At 43.0% G+C, this 17038-nt stretch carries 10 protein-coding genes; 4 read left to right on the forward strand and 6 right to left on the reverse strand.

Going from position 1 to position 17038, the window contains the following annotated elements:
* Positions 1 to 4 precede the first annotated feature (4 nt).
* From AAFF35_RS19630 to AAFF35_RS19645, 4 genes are all read right to left on the reverse strand, one after another.
* Complete coding sequence (locus AAFF35_RS19630; protein WP_342328233.1) at positions 5 to 958, reverse strand: endo-beta-N-acetylglucosaminidase H; 954 nt, start codon at positions 956 to 958, stop codon at positions 5 to 7.
* 43 nt (positions 959 to 1001) lie between these two features.
* A complete protein-coding gene (locus tag AAFF35_RS19635; RefSeq protein ID WP_342328234.1) occupies positions 1002 to 3224 on the reverse strand; it encodes a GH92 family glycosyl hydrolase in 2223 nt (740 codons plus the stop codon).
* A gap of 144 nt (positions 3225 to 3368) precedes the next feature.
* On the reverse strand, positions 3369 to 5024 hold the full coding sequence (locus AAFF35_RS19640; RefSeq protein ID WP_342328235.1) for a RagB/SusD family nutrient uptake outer membrane protein: 1656 nt from the start codon (positions 5022 to 5024) through the stop codon (positions 3369 to 3371).
* Between the two features lie 21 nt (positions 5025 to 5045).
* On the reverse strand, positions 5046 to 8177 hold the full coding sequence (locus tag AAFF35_RS19645) for a SusC/RagA family TonB-linked outer membrane protein (RefSeq protein WP_342328236.1): 3132 nt from the start codon (positions 8175 to 8177) through the stop codon (positions 5046 to 5048).
* A 181-nt stretch (positions 8178 to 8358) separates the two neighbouring features.
* Between AAFF35_RS19645 and AAFF35_RS19650 the strand changes: the two genes are divergently transcribed.
* Genes AAFF35_RS19650 through AAFF35_RS19665 form a run of 4 tightly spaced genes read left to right on the forward strand, consistent with a single transcriptional unit; the run spans position 8359 to position 15071 of the window.
* The gene (locus tag AAFF35_RS19650) at positions 8359 to 9012 is read left to right on the forward strand and encodes an RNA polymerase sigma-70 factor (RefSeq protein ID WP_342328237.1); all 654 of its coding nucleotides are present in this window, start codon (positions 8359 to 8361) and stop codon (positions 9010 to 9012) included.
* Positions 9013 to 9068: 56 nt separating this feature from the next.
* Complete coding sequence (locus AAFF35_RS19655; RefSeq protein ID WP_342328238.1) at positions 9069 to 10079, forward strand: FecR family protein; 1011 nt, start codon at positions 9069 to 9071, stop codon at positions 10077 to 10079.
* Between the two features lie 53 nt (positions 10080 to 10132).
* Positions 10133 to 13462 carry a SusC/RagA family TonB-linked outer membrane protein gene (locus AAFF35_RS19660; protein WP_342328239.1) on the forward strand — a complete coding sequence of 1110 codons (3330 nt, stop codon included), beginning with the start codon at positions 10133 to 10135 and terminating at the stop codon, positions 13460 to 13462.
* Between the two features lie 7 nt (positions 13463 to 13469).
* The gene (locus tag AAFF35_RS19665) at positions 13470 to 15071 is read left to right on the forward strand and encodes a SusD/RagB family nutrient-binding outer membrane lipoprotein (protein ID WP_342328240.1); all 1602 of its coding nucleotides are present in this window, start codon (positions 13470 to 13472) and stop codon (positions 15069 to 15071) included.
* A gap of 259 nt (positions 15072 to 15330) precedes the next feature.
* Here the strand turns inward: AAFF35_RS19665 and cysM are convergent, their stop codons facing one another.
* Positions 15331 to 16203, reverse strand: coding sequence for a cysteine synthase CysM (gene cysM / locus AAFF35_RS19670; RefSeq protein WP_342328241.1), 873 nt, complete (start codon positions 16201 to 16203; stop codon positions 15331 to 15333).
* A gap of 2 nt (positions 16204 to 16205) precedes the next feature.
* Positions 16206 to 17018, reverse strand: a complete 813-nt coding sequence (epsC, locus tag AAFF35_RS19675; protein WP_342328242.1) for a serine O-acetyltransferase EpsC — start codon at positions 17016 to 17018, stop codon at positions 16206 to 16208.
* Positions 17019 to 17038: the final 20 nt, after the last annotated feature.

Here is a 17038-nt window from a genome sequence, read left to right on the forward strand (position 1 = left end):
GATTTTAAGGCCAGCTTTGTAATGGCGAGCTTAATTTCACACTATCCCCGTATAGTACCGTAGAGAATGAAGATAGGTAGGTGGCCATATTTGTTCCGGGAAGATCATAGGTGAGGTAAACCCCGTAGCCCTGATTTTTGGTAGATTGCGCCAATGATTTGGCAGTACTTGCGCTGGTATTATTGATCCATACTGCAGCAGGACTTAACAGGTTTTTACCCATTGGAGGAACATTAGGAACAGAGAAACTGCCATAATTTGCATTCCAGCTATAGTTCACATTATCGCCTACCCTTTGTCCGTTCCATTGTACCCTTGAAGCCGCAGGTCCATAGTAGTAAAAAGTAATCAGTTTTGTTGGCATCAGTTTTCTAAGCTCCTGCACCAGCATCACAAAAGAGCTGTCGTTGGGCTGAGTCGTTCCGTTTTTGCCGTACTCTGCATATTCATCATCAAAGTCAATTCCGTCCAGGTTATAAGTGGTTACGGCATTGCTCAGTTGCTGTGCAAAATCTTTTGCGGAAGCGCGACTGGTAAAATTACAGAAGCCTGCGCCCTGATGGTTACCCAGGATGGACAACAATACCTTAATCCCTTTATCCTGTAAAGGTTTGATATAGGTTGCTTTGTTGCTCAGTACTTTTGTGACTTTATCATTGTTAAACAAGACTGCTTTTTTGGTCGTTGCATCGTAATTGATGTTTGCCGCAAAGATGATGGCCAGGTCAAAGAGTTGCTGACCGCCGGTTTTGAGGGTGTAAGCCCCGACATTGAGAATGTTGTTGTTGTTGACTTCCACATAGCAAACGCTAATCGGGCCGCTTTTGGCGACTGCTGCAGATGGAGCAGTTACATCTGTTCCATCCACAGGTCCGTCTTTTTTACAGGCCGACAAAAGCAGGCCTGCTGTCATTAAGCCTACAAGGCCGTTTAACATGTTTTTTTTGTTGATTTTCATAGGTTTTTGGTTAGATAGGGTTTATGTAATAAGGATTAATTCATCATTCAATGGCTACCGAACGAGGACGGTCTGCCGGGTTTACTCCCCAGGTTGCTGAAGGTTTAATTCCCATAAACAGGGTCAGCTCCCCTCCTGCTACCAGGTCTTTATGGCGTAAATAAGATTTTGTATAAGGCTTTCCGTTTAACAGGGCCTTCTGGATGTATTTATTTTCTTTGCTGTTTCCCTGTACTTTGATGTGGAATTTCTTATTTCCCGGAAGGGAGATAACCGCATCATTGATCAAAGGAGAACCGAATACATAAGTTCCATTGGCCGGATTAACCGGATAGAATCCCATCGCAGAAAACACATACCAGGACGACATCTGTCCTAAATCTTCATTGCCACACAAGCCATCCGGTTTATTGGTATAAAGGGAATCGGTAATCTGACGAACGAGGTTGGCTGTTTTCCAGGGTTGTCCCGCATAAGCATACAAGTAAGGAATATGGTGGTTCGGCTCATTTCCTTGTGCATATTGACCTACCAGGCCGCTGATGTCCGGGGAACTGCCCGCATCCATTGCTGAACTCATGCTAAACAGGGTATCCAGTTTTTTCGTGAAAGGGGCATCGCCACCAAACAGGCCGATCAGTCCCTCCGGATCCTGAGGAACCAGCCAGGTATACTGCCAGGCATTGCCTTCGGTGTAATCATCCTCACGGTGTTTTGAAGCGATTGGGTTAAAAGGTGTCCTCCAGTTTCCATTCTCCAGTTTACCCCTCATAAAGTGGCTCTGTTTGTCGAAATATTCACGGTATAGTTTTGCTCTTTTACTAAAATATTTATAGTCTTCCGTTTTGTTCATTTTTTTAGCCATCTGGGCGATACACCAGTCGTCAATGGCATATTCCAGCCCTTTTGCTACGGATTCAATCACTTTATCAGATGGGATATATTGTATTTTTTGCGCGTATTCAATGCCTTCTACTTTTTGCATCGCAGAATGTTTCATCGCTTCATACGCAAGGTTCGCATCAAAGCCTTTGAACCCTTTCAGGTAGGCATCCACGATAATCGGAACGGCATGGTAACCGATCATGGTATTCGTTTCACTGCCCATCAGGTGCCATACCGGAAGTTTGCCTTGTTGTTTATAGATCGCCAAAAATGAATTGACTACATCTGATACTTTATCCTGATGCAGGAAAGTAAACAAAGGGTGAAAAGCGCGGTAGGTATCCCATAGGGAGAAGGTGGTATAATTGGTAAATCCCGGTTTACGGTATATCTTTTTATCGGTACCTCTGTAATCGCCATTGGCATCATCAAATACAGATGGAGCGATCATGGTATGGTACATGGCGGTATAAAAGGTCTTCTTGGTTTCCTCATCCGCATTGATTTTCACTTTGGACAATTCTTTTTCCCATTTCCGATCTGCAAGGGCAACTGTTTTGTCAAAATCCCATCCCGGAAGCTCTGCCGTAATGTTTGCAAGCGCATTTTCATAACTCACCGGAGAAAGACCTACTTTAAGTTTTAAGACCTCCTGGTTGATGGATTTGAAGCCTAATACCGCTTTGATCCGTTTGCCTTTCAGTTCTTTTCCATTTGTGCTCAGGCTGCTGCTGTCAGAAAGCGAAAGGCTGTTTAAGGGCTGAGAAAGTTTAACTGCAAAATAAAGGCGCTGGTCATTTGACCATCCTTTGGAATGGCGGTAGCCCACTAAAGTCGTGGCATCGACTTGTTTCACGTAAGTATCTACCGGGCTGTCCCATCCTACTCCGGCATTCAGGTCCAGCATGACATGTGGATTTTCCTGTTGCTTAGGAAAGGTATAGCGGTGGAAGCCTACTCTTTCTGAACTCGTCAGCTCCGCTTTAATTTTATATTTATCAAGGATAACACGGTAATATCCTGCTTTTACGACTTCTTTATCATGAGAAAAAGTGGACACATAATCCAGTTGTGAAGGCCCTGTTGCAGGCATCACAAGAATATCGTTCAGGTCCCCGATTCCTGTTCCACTCAAATGGGTGTGGGTAAAACCAATAATTGTGTTGCTGGCATAGTTATAACCACTGCACCAGTCCCAACCTTCAAAGACATTGGTTGGTCCCAGCTGAACGGCTCCAAAGGGAACGTTGGCCCCTACAAAGACATGGCCATGTGCAGCAGAACCAATATATGGGTCTACATATTTGGTAAGTTGGTTTTGAGCAAGGACTTGCTCCACAGAAAACAGAATGCCGAGGCATAAAAGGTGTTTAAGCTTCATTAGATTTTTAAATATGGGTTTCATTATTGGCACCTAAGGTACGGATACGGCTCAAAAATTTAACACAAGTCATGCAGCACCAACAACGGGGGATGAAGGGTACAGATGGTGTACACGCTGCATGACAAGTATTTTAATCGTTATCTAAAAATTTCCTTTCTTCACATCCCACCACAATCGGGTACCTCCATTGTCCTGGCCTCCCAATAGCTGGATTCCTTTGTTCAATTCAGCAGCATTCGTATCATACTCATTCTGAGGATATGGAAGTCTGCGAATCTGGATATCTGTATCAATGGTTCCACCACTGCTATTTGTTACTACAGGAAATAGTTTAGGATAACCGGTACGACGGTATTCAGACCAGGCTTCCAGTCCTTCAGGAAAAACGGCCAGCCATTTCTGAGTAATGATTTTCTCCAGTTTCTCTTCATTCGAAGCTGCCTCGTTCCATTTTACAGTAGTGGTTGCAATTGCAGTTGCATTGTTTGCGGCATTTCTTGGATCGGTATATCCGGCAGGCTTATTGGTATTATTGCCAATATAGCTGCTTGCATCACCTGCTTTCCATTGTTCAAATGAAGTTTTAATTCCGGATTCATAAAAACTCTGAGCAGAACCTCCTGCCGACCATCCCCTTAATGCGGCTTCCGCACAAAGAAAATACACCTCAGCAGCTGTCATCAGCTGAACCGGGCTGCTTAGTGAAAAAGAAGGGCTGGAACCGTCACTTACATTGATGACGGAATAGCCTTGATACGTTTCTCTGTCGGACATATCAGAACCTATGCGAATACCTTTATAAGTACCAGCTACAGTTGCACCTGTCGCTTTATCAAAGTATTTCGGCAATCTTGGATCTGCATAACCAGACAAATAAGATTCTATTGCAGCCCCCATTCTGATGTCATTCCATTTCGAAGAGATGTACACCAATGGGTTTGTGAATCCAGCGCCAGTAACTTTCACAGACATATTCTGTGAAGGCGTACTCAACAAACCTCCATTTGTAGGGTTCATTGCTTTTTCTGCTTCTAACCGTGCTTTTGCTGCATCAATTTTCACAATACGCAGGGCCAGACGAAGGCGCAGGGAATTGGAGAATTTCAACCAGGAGTCGAAATTGCCGCCATAAACCAGGTCAAATTCATTAAACTTGAAAGGCAGTGGCTTACCTGCATCAACGAAAGCTTTAATTTTAGCCTGGGCATCGTCAAGTTCAGCAAAGAATTTGTTATAAATATCCTTTTGGCTATCATACGGATTATCTGTTTTTAACCCTACAGTGCTGTATGGAATGGGGCCATAAATATCGGTCAACCTGCTCATAGCAGTCACCTTTATCAATTGAGATACCGCCCATACAGAAGGATAAGCCTGGTCTATTCCATTATTTTTCAATTTAACGACGTTGGCCATTACATTCAGGTAAGCTACTTTGAAAGCTTCCCCATTCCAACCTGTTTTCATGAAATAATTGGTATTATTTCCACCACCACCAAATGCATTTGGTGCCATAAAATAGCCGGAGAAAATATCCGCATTCAGGTTTTGCTGAAGCTGATAAGAGTTGGGGTCCCCTCCGCCAGAGAAATTGATAATGGCGCGTTGTTCCTGTTGAAAGAAAAATTTAAGGTCATTATAATCAGAAATAAGGTCTTTGTCGGAAACTCCGATCGGATTGGTATTGATGTCCTCAAAGTTCTTCTTGCAGGAGCTGGTCGTCAGGACGGCCAGGCATACTGCTCCAAGCAAACGCAGTTTATTGGTATGAATTGATCTATTGAATTTCGTTTTCATTTTCTTGATCTTAGAAGGTGATTAAAAGTTAGCATTTAGAGAGAAGCCATAGTTTCTTGTTGCCGGTGGCATGAAAACATCCACACCAGCTAGACCGTTAGCAGTAGACATGCTCAACTCCGGATCGAAAGGGGCTTTCTTATACACATAGAAGAGATTTCTACCGGTAAGGGATAACTTTAAGCTTTTAATAAAGCCTTGTTTCATAGGCACAGTATAGCCGAAAGACAATTCTCTCAAACGAACCACCGTTGCATTGTACATGTGCTCACTCGAAACACCATCTCTGCCACCTACTTTATTATACCATTTGGCAGCATCTACTTTGGAAACAGGATTTCCTGAAGGATCTACTCCATTTACATTAACGCCGCCCTGATCACGTGCAGTTCCGGTAACTTTAGCTACGCCATAACCTTCCATTGTAGATTCTGTTACAGACATCACTTTACCACCGAACTTACCATCAAACAGGAAGCTCAAAGAGAAATCCTTATAATTGAAACTGTTGTTCCATCCCAGCTGCCATCTTGGATTGGCATTTCCCAGGTAAGTAGAATTTCCACCTTCTTTTACAATTGGATTTCCTCCTGCATCAATCATTACCCTTCCCTGGGCATCATGTTGTAACGAAGAACCATAGATATCTCCATAAGATCCGCCTTCTTTAAATTTAGATACAAAACTTGCTCCTGAAGAACCACTTAAAGTAAATTCAGTAATGTTCGGCGCCAGTTTCAATACCTTGTTCCTGTTCATGGAATAATTGATTCCTGTTTTCCACTTCAGTTCAGATTCGCCCAATACATCATAACCTAAAATCACCTCCACACCCTGGTTTTGGATATCTCCGGCATTAAAGTAATATTTATCAAATAAAGACACCTGTGATGCGTTTGCAATCAGGAATTGGTTTTTGGTATTTGTTTTATAATAGGTAAAATCAAAATTCAACCTATTGTTTAAAAACCTCCATTCTGTACCCAATTCAATCGATTTGGTGTTTTCTGGTTTTAAAGTATTGAATGAAGATGAAGTTGGTGTATTCACTGCGCCACCTGCACCATAAGAATTCATGATATTGGTTACATATTCCGGCACATCATTTCCCACTTCAGCATAAGAACCGCGAACCTTGGCAAAACTCACCCATTCTGGTAAGCCCAATTTCTCATTGATAATGAAGTTAATCCCCGCTGATGGATAGAAGAAAGACATTTTATTGGTGAACGCTAAAGCAGAAGACCAGTCGTTACGGGCTGTCAGGTCTAAATTGATCCAGTTGTCGAACGCAAAACTTGCACTGGCAAATACGGAACGTAGTTGTTTATGCTTGGCAGTATTGCCTGAACTCAGGGGATCAAATACTGCAAAATTCTGGATTGCAAACTTATTTGGAATGTTAAGTCCTGTAGATCCGGAGTTAAAGATTGTTCCCTGATCATTAAAATCCTGGATACTGCTACCTATTGTACCTGAAATTTTAAACTTTTCCAAAGGAACATTAATATTGGCAATCACGTCTGCATATTGTTGTTTAGAGGTGTTGTTTCTAAAGTTCAATCCTCCGTTTGCACCGGTTAACACCGTTGACGTTCCTGCATAAAGGCGTTGTTCATACTTGTCTGTATAGTTATCCATACTTCCACGTGCCTGAACATCTAACCAGGGATTTACTTTATACTTGGCACTCACACTTAACATTAAGCGATCTCTGTTCAGTACATTTTGGTTTCTGTTTCCAATCCACCATGGGTTTTGCTGAATGTCATCTTTAAAAGGCCAGTTTTGCGTATTTAAGTTCCTTCCCGGATCAAATGTTTCAAAATTGTTTTTGTAGGATGCCAGATCTAATCCCTGTGGAAACAGGTATAAGCCTGTTAATGGGTTAAAATAAAGACCCGCATTTGGAGAGTTGTTGATCTGTTGCTTCACGTAGTTTACGTTCCCGGTTACGGTTAGCTTATCATCAAAGAAACTCCCTGTTTCTTTTAAATTCACATTATGACGGCTCAACTCATTCTTTGGCTGAATTCCGGTAGCCGTTGTGTTTGCATAAGAAAAATAAGTCTGCAACTTTTCAGATCCGGCAGATAGACTGATCGCATTGGTCCAGTTCTTTCCAGTTTGAAAATAACCTTTCTTATTGTTGGAGACACCTGACACTGCCGGCCCCCAGCTCTGGGCAGCACCTGCCGTGCTCTGTCCGTAAGTGGTTTGAAATTCCGGCGTATAAGCCACCTCATCTAAGCTGAAAGAAGAGGAGAAATTGACTTTTGCTTTCCCTGCTTCTCCTGATTTAGTGGTGATAATGATCACTCCATTTGCAGCCTGGCTACCATACAAGGCAGCAGCAGAAGCACCTTTAAGGATAGAAACGCTGGCGATATCCTCTGGATTCATATTGGAAATCGGGTCGCCTCCATCATAGGAATTACTTCCTCCAAACGCAGAGTTAGGCTGCCCTGTAGAAGCACCTCCGGTATTGGAAATAGGCTCACCTGAAGTATTGTTGTTCATTGGAACTCCATCAATCACATACAAGGCCTGATTGCTGCCTGCGGCAGATTTGTTTCCTCTTAGAATCACCTTTGCAGAACCACCTACTCCTGATGAACTGCGGGAAATGGTCAGACCGGCAACTTTACCATTCAAAGAGTTCACCAAATTGGTTTCTTTGGACTTGGTCAGCTCGCTGCCTTCTACCTGTTGTGTGGCATAAGTTGTTGCCCTACTTGATTTTTTAATACCCAGGGCGGTGACCACCACCGTCTCCAGGTTTTGCGAATTGCTGTTCAGGATCACGTCAATCGTTCCCTGAGTGCCTACGGTAATTTCTTTCACCGCATATCCCACATAAGAAAACACCAATACATCGCCTGCTTTGGCGGTGATTCCATATTGTCCGGAAACATTCGTTTGTGTGGCCAGCTGCGATCCTTTGACCTTTACCGATACGCCTGGCAAGGTCACCCCGGCCTCGTCTTTTACAGTTCCTTTAATGGTTTCCTGAAAATGTGATCTGAATGCCATTTCATGATCAGAGGAAATTCTGAGCGTCGGGAAGCTCTTTAATTTATCCGACTTTACACCAGCAAAAAGATTGGCCGATGCGTAAAGTAATAAACACGTCAGTTGTAATGGTTTTCTCATCTCCATTGATACGGTTAGGTTTAATAATTGGTTAGCTATACCGTTTTACCTTAATACATAATAAGGTGGTATAATGGTAGAGACCCCATTTGGAAATAAAATGCCTACAAGGAATTCATTTTTTTTGAAGATTATTTTTAATCCCTATCTTGCGATGGATAATTAGCCTAAAATAAAGCACTTGAAAATCGTAAAGCCTGACTTATCTGGTCTGTGGACAAAGATTTGCGTCGAAGATGATCTGAAATCTTTCGAGGCTTTGTACCGCGCCTTAGGAGCTAAGCTGCTGAAGTTTTCAGTCTATTATGTATCGCAGAAAGAAGTAGCCGAAGAGATTGTTTCAGAAGTATTTGTGAAATGCTGGCAAAACCGGAAGGAAAGCACCCATGTTCTTAATCCGGAAACCTATCTCTTTGTTGCCGTAAAAAATCAATCTTTAAAGCACCTCAGAAAATACAGCAATGTTCATCTGGTAGAGATCGAAGCGCAGCAGGAATTCCAATTTCAGGACCATACCGATCCTTCAAAGGAATTGGAAAGGAAAGAGCTGCACATAAAACTGAATACCGCCATTGATACCCTTCCTGCTCAGGCTAGAATGGTGTTCAAGCTGATCAAAGAAAATGGGATGAAGTATAAAGAGGTCGCTGAAATTCTGAAGATCTCACCACGAACGGTACAAACCCAGCTTTTCCGGGCAATTACCAAACTACGGATTATTCTTGCTGCCTATCATGAACTGGATCACAGAAAAAGCAGCAGCAATGACCTGGTTAATCTGGTTATGCTTTTGGGGATAATACACTATTTTTTAGTCCATTGTAGGCAATTTTAGAAAAAACAGGAACCTTATATTTAACATACAAACAACACAGATAATACAGTACAAAAATGACTGATCAAAGATTTACAGAATTGCTTGGCAAAAAACTGGCAGATGAGATTTCCATGGAAGAACATAAAGAATTTATGCTTTTGCTGGAAGGAAATGCAGCCTACAGGCAGGAATATGAGTCTTTAAGCAGTTATTTCCAATCCGATGAAGTGGAGGAAGAAGATGCAATGCCTCTTTTTGAAAAGATCAAAGCAAGAATAGAAAATCCGGAATCCCTGGAAATCCCGGTTTCAAAAAACAGGTTTGGCAATTGGTATCGCATTGCAGCCGTTTTAGCCTTATGCATCTGCTCCTTTGGAGGATATCAGCTTTACACGAAAAAAATAAGCAGTCAGGCTGAATCCGTATTGGTCTGGAAAGAAATAAATACCCCAAGCCGCCTGACCTCAAAAATCACCCTCGCAGACGGAACAATCGTGACTTTAAACTCGGAAACGCAGTTGAAGTACCCTGCCGAATTCAAAGGAGATCACAGAGAAGTTTACCTGAGCGGAGAAGCCTTCTTTGACGTTAAAAAAGATGCAGAACATCCTTTTATCATCCATACGGAAAAGATAAACATCAAAGTCCTCGGAACGACTTTCGACGTAAAGGCCTATAAAAATGATCCGCATACAGAAGCAACCTTAATCACAGGCGCCATTCAGGTCAGCATAAATGACCTGCCTGAAAAACAAATCCTGCTGAAACCTTCGGAAAAGTTCAGCCTTCAGCATCAGGCAAAGAACGCGGCTGATTCCCCACTGTACAGCATTATCCCTTTAAATGATACCGAAACTTCATGGATGAACCATAAACTGGTTTTTAAGAATGAAACTTTTGACCTGCTCGCTAACAGCCTTTCCAGATGGTATGGCCTGCAGATCGTCTTTAAAAATGAAAGTTTAAAAAACAGCAGGTTCACAGGATTCTTTGAAAAGGAAAATATCTCTCAAGCTTTGAAAGCGCTGCAACTTATTGAACCATTTCGTTATAAAATACAAGACAAAACTGTTTATATTTACTAATTTGGCAAGCGGAATACGTTCCGGGAACCAGGGATATCAAATATAAATTTATAATGAAGCTAATTGGGTGGATGGTCATTTTCTTGACGCTTGTTGGCTCTTTATCCGGCTATTCACAATCTGAAGACGCAGCACAGCATAAAGTAAGCCTCAGCTTTAAATCAGCGGATTTCAAAAAGGTGATTGATGCCATACAAAAGCAAACGTCTTATCACTTTATTTTTAGTGAACGCAAAATTCCTGTAAACAAGATTAACATCCAGGTTAAAAACGAAAATGCTTTAAAGGTTCTGGATCAGATCCTGGCCAATTCCAACTACACTTATAAAGTTCTGCCCAACAATTTAATCGTCATACGCCCACGTAATGCTGAGGTAAATACCCGAATGCTTAAAGGAACAGTGCTGAATGAAAGCGGACAAGTGCTTCCCGGCACCTCCATAAAGGTAAAAGGGAGTGATTTCTCTACCACCAGCGATGCAAAAGGAGAATTTACCATTCCCGTGTTCCCCAACACCATTGTCCAGGCCTCTCAGGTCGGTTATTTTAAGAAGGAAATCCCTGTCGGTGTGCAAACTCAACTTCAGGTTAACCTGATCGCTAAGACAAATGAACTGGATGAAGTCGTGGTTACGGCCCTTGACATCAGGAAAGAAGAACGAAAGATCGGTTATGCCATTTCTACCATTTCCGGCGCAGAGCTGAGCAAAGCCAGGGAATCCAATCTGATCTATAGCTTAGAAGGACAAATTGCAGGATTAAATATCAGCGGTGTGTATGGTGGCCCCTCTTCTTCTGCCAGAATTTTACTGCGTGGTGCAGCGAGCATGAATGCAGGTTCTCCTTTATTTGTGGTCAATGGTGTGCCGATAGACAACACACAAAGAGGGAATGTCAATGAGTATGGTGGTGCCGATTACGGCGATGGAATCAGCAACATTAATCCCGATGATGTAGAAACGATCACCGTATTAAAAGGCTCAGCCGCCTCTGCACTCTATGGTGCACGTGCGGCAAATGGGGTCATCATCATCACGATAAAAAAAGGAGTTAAAAATTCAGGCAGTATTGAATACAACACCAATCTTTCTTTCGACAGCCCCTATAAAAATACCGACTTCCAATACGTCTATGGACAAGGAACACAAAACAGAAGACCGGGAAACATTGCTGCAGCCATCGCTTCCGGATCTTCCAGTTGGGGCGAAAAACTCGATGGCGCCCCTACGATCCAGTTTGACGGGAAAACATATCCTTACAGTGCGGTAAAAGACAACATAGAAAAATTCTACCGTACTGCTCCGGCTTTTACCAATACCGTTTCCCTGAGCGGGGCAAACGAAAAAAGCATGTTCCGGTTGTCGGCCGCCAATCTGGATTATCAATCTATTTTGAAAAACGGACACCTGAACAGGAAAACAGTAAACCTCTTTACCTCCTACGACCTTAATAAACACCTGACTGTTGCTTTCAATGGAAATTACATCAATGAGAACAATAAAAACAGGTCTTACCTGAGCGACGGAACCTTAAATCCCAATTATGGAATCGCCAGCCTGGCGAATAGCGCAAACCAAATTGCCTTATCTCCAGGTTATGATCCGATAACAGGAAGAGAAATGAGGTGGAACGATGATGAGTATAAGACCAATCCTTACTTTATACTGAATAGAGGAAGAGACCTTTCGAAGCGGAACCGCTTCATTACCTCTACTTCCCTGAAGTATAAATTTACAGATTGGCTGTACCTGCAGGGAAGGTTAGGTTACGACATCAGCAATGATCAGATTGTGAGCATCATCCCCACCGGAGCATCATTTTCCATTAACGGACAGGGTGGGCTGAACGCTTTTCAGAAGATTCAGACTTCAGAATTGAACAGTGACATTCTTCTTGCAGTCAACAAAGACATCCTGAAAGACCTGAACCTGGACGTTTCTGTCGGAGCAAATTACCGGAACCGGGAAGGTGAATTATCTGACTCCAAGGGGAATCAGTTTAATACCCCTTATCTGTATACTCCTTCTAACCTTGTGACCAGGACCGACACCTATACCCTGGCCAGACTCGTCACACAATCGGCCTATTATACCTTTGACCTGAACTATAAAAGGTTGCTGAACCTTTCCTCCACAGGAAGATACGATGTCTACTCCACCCTACCTGGCAATAACAGAGGGCTTTTTGTTCCCGGTGTTTCCGGAAGTTTCATCTTCTCAGACCTCCTCAAATCGAAAGCGCTGAGTTATGGGAAGATCAGGGCCAGCTTTGCCAAAACCAGTGGTGAACCTGCACAGCCTTATATCACACAAACCTATTATACGACACAAAGTTCCGTAAACGGAACCCCGCTTGGAGATTACGACCGCAGTCTTCCGAACTATAATTTAAGGCCCTTTACCTTAAATGAGTTTGAAACGGGAGTCAACCTCCGCTTCTTTAACAATCGGTTAGATCTGGACCTGACCTGGTTTCAAAGAAGCACACATAATGAGATTGTAAGTGCGATTCAGTCGGTCACTACCGGATTTACTTCCGCTTATGTCAACTTGGGGAAAACGAAAAATGAAGGTACAGAAATCACCATTCAGGGGATTCCGGTTGCCGGAGAAAACTTTAAATGGAAATCCGGCTTTAACCTCAGTCACATTCACAATGTACTTTTATCCATAGATGGCAGCAGCCGCTATTCCCTTACCGGAACCTATCGCCCCCTAAATGCCAATACCGCTATGGTGGTGGGCAAATCCATTACACAGATTATGGCCTACGACTATAAAAGAGACCCGAACGGGAAGGTCATTATTGGAAGTGACGGCGTTCCGAAACGAGGGGAACTAAAGCCAATGGGCGCTACCCTTCCCCGGATTTACGGGGGATTCAGCAATAGCTTCTTTTATAAAAACTTTAGCCTGTCCTTTCTGGTCGACTTTAAATTTGGTAATAAAATCCTCTCTGCTACAGAAAACTATTCCTATGTCTCCGGCCTAAATAAGGCGACCCTTCCCGGAAGGGAAACCGGCGTCATTGCAGATGGGGTGATGGAAGATGGCAGTGTGAATACCATCAATGTTCCTGCTTACAATTATTACCCGCAGCTGGCCACCAATATCTCTGCACTTTCTGTCTTAAATGGCAGTTTTATAAAATTCAGACAGGCTACACTAGGTTATGCCCTGCCGGCAAAACTGATCAGAAATACGCCCTTTAGCGGGATCAACATCGACCTTGTCGGAAGAAATCTGTTTACCTTGCTGAAGTACACTAAAAATATAGACCCTGAATCTGAGTTTTCCCCAAAACTCAATTATGCGGGGATTGAAGGTGCATCATTGCCCTCTACCAGAACCTTTGGCATCAACCTGAATTTTAAATTTAAATAAAGATCAAATGAAAAAGACCTTTCTTCTTTGCTTAAGTTGCTTCATCGGTTGTTTCTATGGCTGTACCAAAGGAGAACTGGATCGCATCAATACCGATCCGACAAAATCCACTCCGGAGAATTTTGATCCGAACTTCCTGCTGCCTACGGCACAGCTAAAATTTGCCAATAAGGGATATTATCAGCTGCTTTACCAGAGCACCATGATGCAGCTGCTGTCCTCTACCTATTATTACTACAATAACGGGGATAAATACATCAATGTGGCCAATTTCACAGATTATCAGGGGAGGATTTTTGATGAAGGATATGCGGAAGCTTCCGGCATCCGCGAAATGCAGCGGCTGGCTAGAGAAAAAGATCCCAATGCTTATAAAAACCTGATTAATATCGGAGACATTGTGTTTGTTATGATTTTGCAACGCATTACCGATACCTATGGTGATGTTCCTTATCACCAGGCAGGAAAAGCAAGAGAGGGGATAAAATATCCTGTTTACGATACTCAGGAAGACATTTACAATTCCATGTTAACAGACCTGGAAACCGCAATCAAGAACCTCGACCCCGCAGCACCTGGGGTAACTGCCGATCTCTTTTACAAAGGTGACCTTACGAAATGGCGCAAATTTGGCTACTCCCTAATGTTGAGAATCGCCATGAGGCTAACGAAAGTTGATCCGGAGAAAGCCAGAATATGGGCAGAAAAAGCGGCTGCCGGAGGTACTTTTACGGACAACAACGACAATACCTTTATCAGCATGGATGCTTCCAGTTTTAACAGTCAGAATGGGACTTCCCTTGCTTTGCGCACACTTTCCGATTACAGAGAGGTGCGCTGGAGCAAGACGCTGATCGATCAGCTTAGAAACACAGCTGACCCCAGGTTATCTGTCATAGGAGAGATTCCAGCCGAGGGTTTTGCGAATAACAACAATCAAAATCTCTCCGGCAACCCGGACCCGCTGATTCAGAAAGGTCTGCCAAATGGTTATGACCTTTTAGGCGGAACAACAGACATCCGCAACCATCCGGAATATCCGGGGGGAACTGGCAATGGGACTGATCTTGCTCCCTTAGGGAAATATTCCCGCCCCAGAACTTCCGTATATTTAAAACTCGGGGGGCCGGTATTTTTAATGACTTATGGGGAGACAGAATTGCTCCTTGCAGAAGCGGCAGTAAGAAACTGGAAGGTCAAAGGCAGCGCAACCGAACACTTTAGCAATGGCGTTAAAGCGGCACTGCAATCATTGGCACAGGTAGATCCTCAGGCAAATATTACGATGGAAAAGGTCAACGCTTATGTCAAGGCCCAGAAATTGGATCAGTCTTCTACAGAAAAATCACTGGAAATGATCAATATGCAGTATTGGATCAGCACAGGTACGACCTTTAACTTCATTGAGGCCTGGCTCAACTGGAAAAGATCAGGATATCCACGCCTCACTCCTGTCAACTATCCCGGAAACGTAACCAATGGTACGATTCCGCGCAGAATGATCTATTTATCTACAGAGATTTTAAACAACCCAGACCAATATAAAGCAGCGGTCTCGAGACTTCCGGGAGGCGATGCACTCACCTCAAGGGTGTGGTGGGACCAGTAAAATACCCATTTACCAGGCTTCATCATTGTGTAACAAAAAGCTATAATTTGAGCAGTCAAGAAATATCGGAAAAAAAATTACGTTTAATAGGATATGACCACATCAATATGTGGCCGTACTAACATTAAACATCAAAAGGGATGGTTTAATTTTAGGAACAGATAAGATTGGGCAGTAATTATAATTTTTGAGAGAGGGAATTGTAATTCAACACATAGGGAGTGAGGACTCGCTGCCCAATCTTAATTTTTTAAGCCGATTAACCGAACAATTCGCTGCTCAGGTAACGGTCTCCTCTATCACAGGCAATGAATACAATCACTCCGGAACTCAACTCTGCAGCCAGTTTCAGAGAACAGGCCAATGCACCACCACTGCTCATTCCAGCAAAAATGCCTTCTGTTTTTGCCAGTTTACGGGTCATTTCTGTCGCCTCTTTTTGAGAAACATCCATTACACGGTCTACTCTTGAAGGGTCAAATATTTTAGGAAGGTATTCAATTGGCCACCTGCGGATTCCTGGGATCGAAGATTCTTCTGTAGGCTGACAACCGACAATCTGAATCTCCGGATTTTGTTCTTTCAGAAACATGGAATTGCCCATGATACTTCCCGTAGTTCCCATAGAACTCACAAAATGGGTAATTTTCTGATCGGTATCTCTCCAGATCTCAGGACCTGTAGTTTTATAGTGTGCCAGGTAATTGTCAGGGTTTGCAAACTGGTTCAAAAGAAAATATCCTTCATGTGTTCCTTTTTCTTCGGCATAATCGCGACAAACCTCTATAGATTCCAGTAAGGTTACTTTTGCACCATAGGCTTCCATCGTCAGGGTGCGTTCCCGTGTGGAATTTGAAGGCATCACCAGTTCAATTTCCAGGTCATAGATGCTGGCAATCATCGCCAATGCGATTCCTGTATTTCCACTCGTCGCTTCAATCAACTTTGTTCCTTTTTTAACATCACCACGTTCCATCGCAGAACGGATCATGTTTAAAGCAGCTCTGTCTTTCACACTTCCGCCGGGGTTGTTGCCTTCCAGCTTCGCATAAATCTTAACATCAGGATTGGAATGTAACTTCTGAATCTCTACTAAAGGGGTATTTCCGACGAATTCTATAATATTTCCCATAATTAATCTTTATGTTTTGTTTCAATCACTTTAATGGCCGACTGGTGGTATACTGTGGAGTGTGGAGGCACACTTTTAGTCAGCCATACGTTTCCACCGATGATGGAATTGTCGCCGATAATGGTTTCTCCACCCAGGATCGTTGCTCCGGAATAGATGATCACATGGTCTTCTATCGTAGGGTGACGCTTGGTATTGGCCATGTATTTTTCTACACTTAGCGCTCCTAAAGTAACGCCCTGATATAATTTAACATGGTCTCCAATCACCGTCGTCTCTCCGATTACGATTCCGGTCCCATGATCTATATATAAATACTCTCCGATTTCCGCTCCCGGATGGATGTCTATTCCGGTTTGGGAATGCGCATATTCCGTAAGAATCCTGGGAATCAAAGGAACATCAGACTTCTGCAAAACATTTGCAATGCGATACATGGAAATCGCCAGGAAGCCCGGATAAGTACGAATGATTTCAAATTCACTTTTTGCTGCCGGATCGCCACTTAAGATGGAAGCGATATCGGTATTCATTTTACGGTACAACTCCGGCAAACCTTGAAAAAAAGCTTTGGAAATCAATTCATTATTACAGTTCTTACAAGCCTTTGTGGCATTTAAAATTTGCGTCAGTTCTCTTTCCAGACCGGAAAACAACCCTTGAATTTCGGCAATCGTATATTTCGTAGCGGTGGAACGTTCCGGATATATCAGGTCCATCAGGTTAATGGCCCAGGAAGCCACCACCTGGTTGGAAGGAACCGCTTCCACACCCTTTTGTTTATTAAAAATATGAAGATAAAATTCTTCGCTCATCTTTGGTTTTGTTACTGTTT

Source organism: Pedobacter sp. FW305-3-2-15-E-R2A2 (assembly GCF_038446955.1).
GTDB lineage: Bacteria > Bacteroidota > Bacteroidia > Sphingobacteriales > Sphingobacteriaceae > Pedobacter.

Coding starts and splice junctions, on each gene's coding strand:
- AAFF35_RS19630 (WP_342328233.1), bottom strand. CDS start 958: ATGAAAATCAACAAAAAAAACATGTTAAACGGCCTTGTAGGCTTAATG.
- AAFF35_RS19635 (WP_342328234.1), bottom strand. CDS start 3,224: ATGAAGCTTAAACACCTTTTATGCCTCGGCATTCTGTTTTCTGTGGAG.
- AAFF35_RS19640 (WP_342328235.1), bottom strand. CDS start 5,024: ATGAAAACGAAATTCAATAGATCAATTCATACCAATAAACTGCGTTTG.
- AAFF35_RS19645 (WP_342328236.1), bottom strand. CDS start 8,177: ATGAGAAAACCATTACAACTGACGTGTTTATTACTTTACGCATCGGCC.
- AAFF35_RS19655 (WP_342328238.1), top strand. CDS start 9,069: ATGACTGATCAAAGATTTACAGAATTGCTTGGCAAAAAACTGGCAGAT.
- AAFF35_RS19660 (WP_342328239.1), top strand. CDS start 10,133: ATGAAGCTAATTGGGTGGATGGTCATTTTCTTGACGCTTGTTGGCTCT.
- AAFF35_RS19665 (WP_342328240.1), top strand. CDS start 13,470: ATGAAAAAGACCTTTCTTCTTTGCTTAAGTTGCTTCATCGGTTGTTTC.
- cysM (WP_342328241.1), bottom strand. CDS start 16,203: ATGGGAAATATTATAGAATTCGTCGGAAATACCCCTTTAGTAGAGATT.
- epsC (WP_342328242.1), bottom strand. CDS start 17,018: ATGAGCGAAGAATTTTATCTTCATATTTTTAATAAACAAAAGGGTGTG.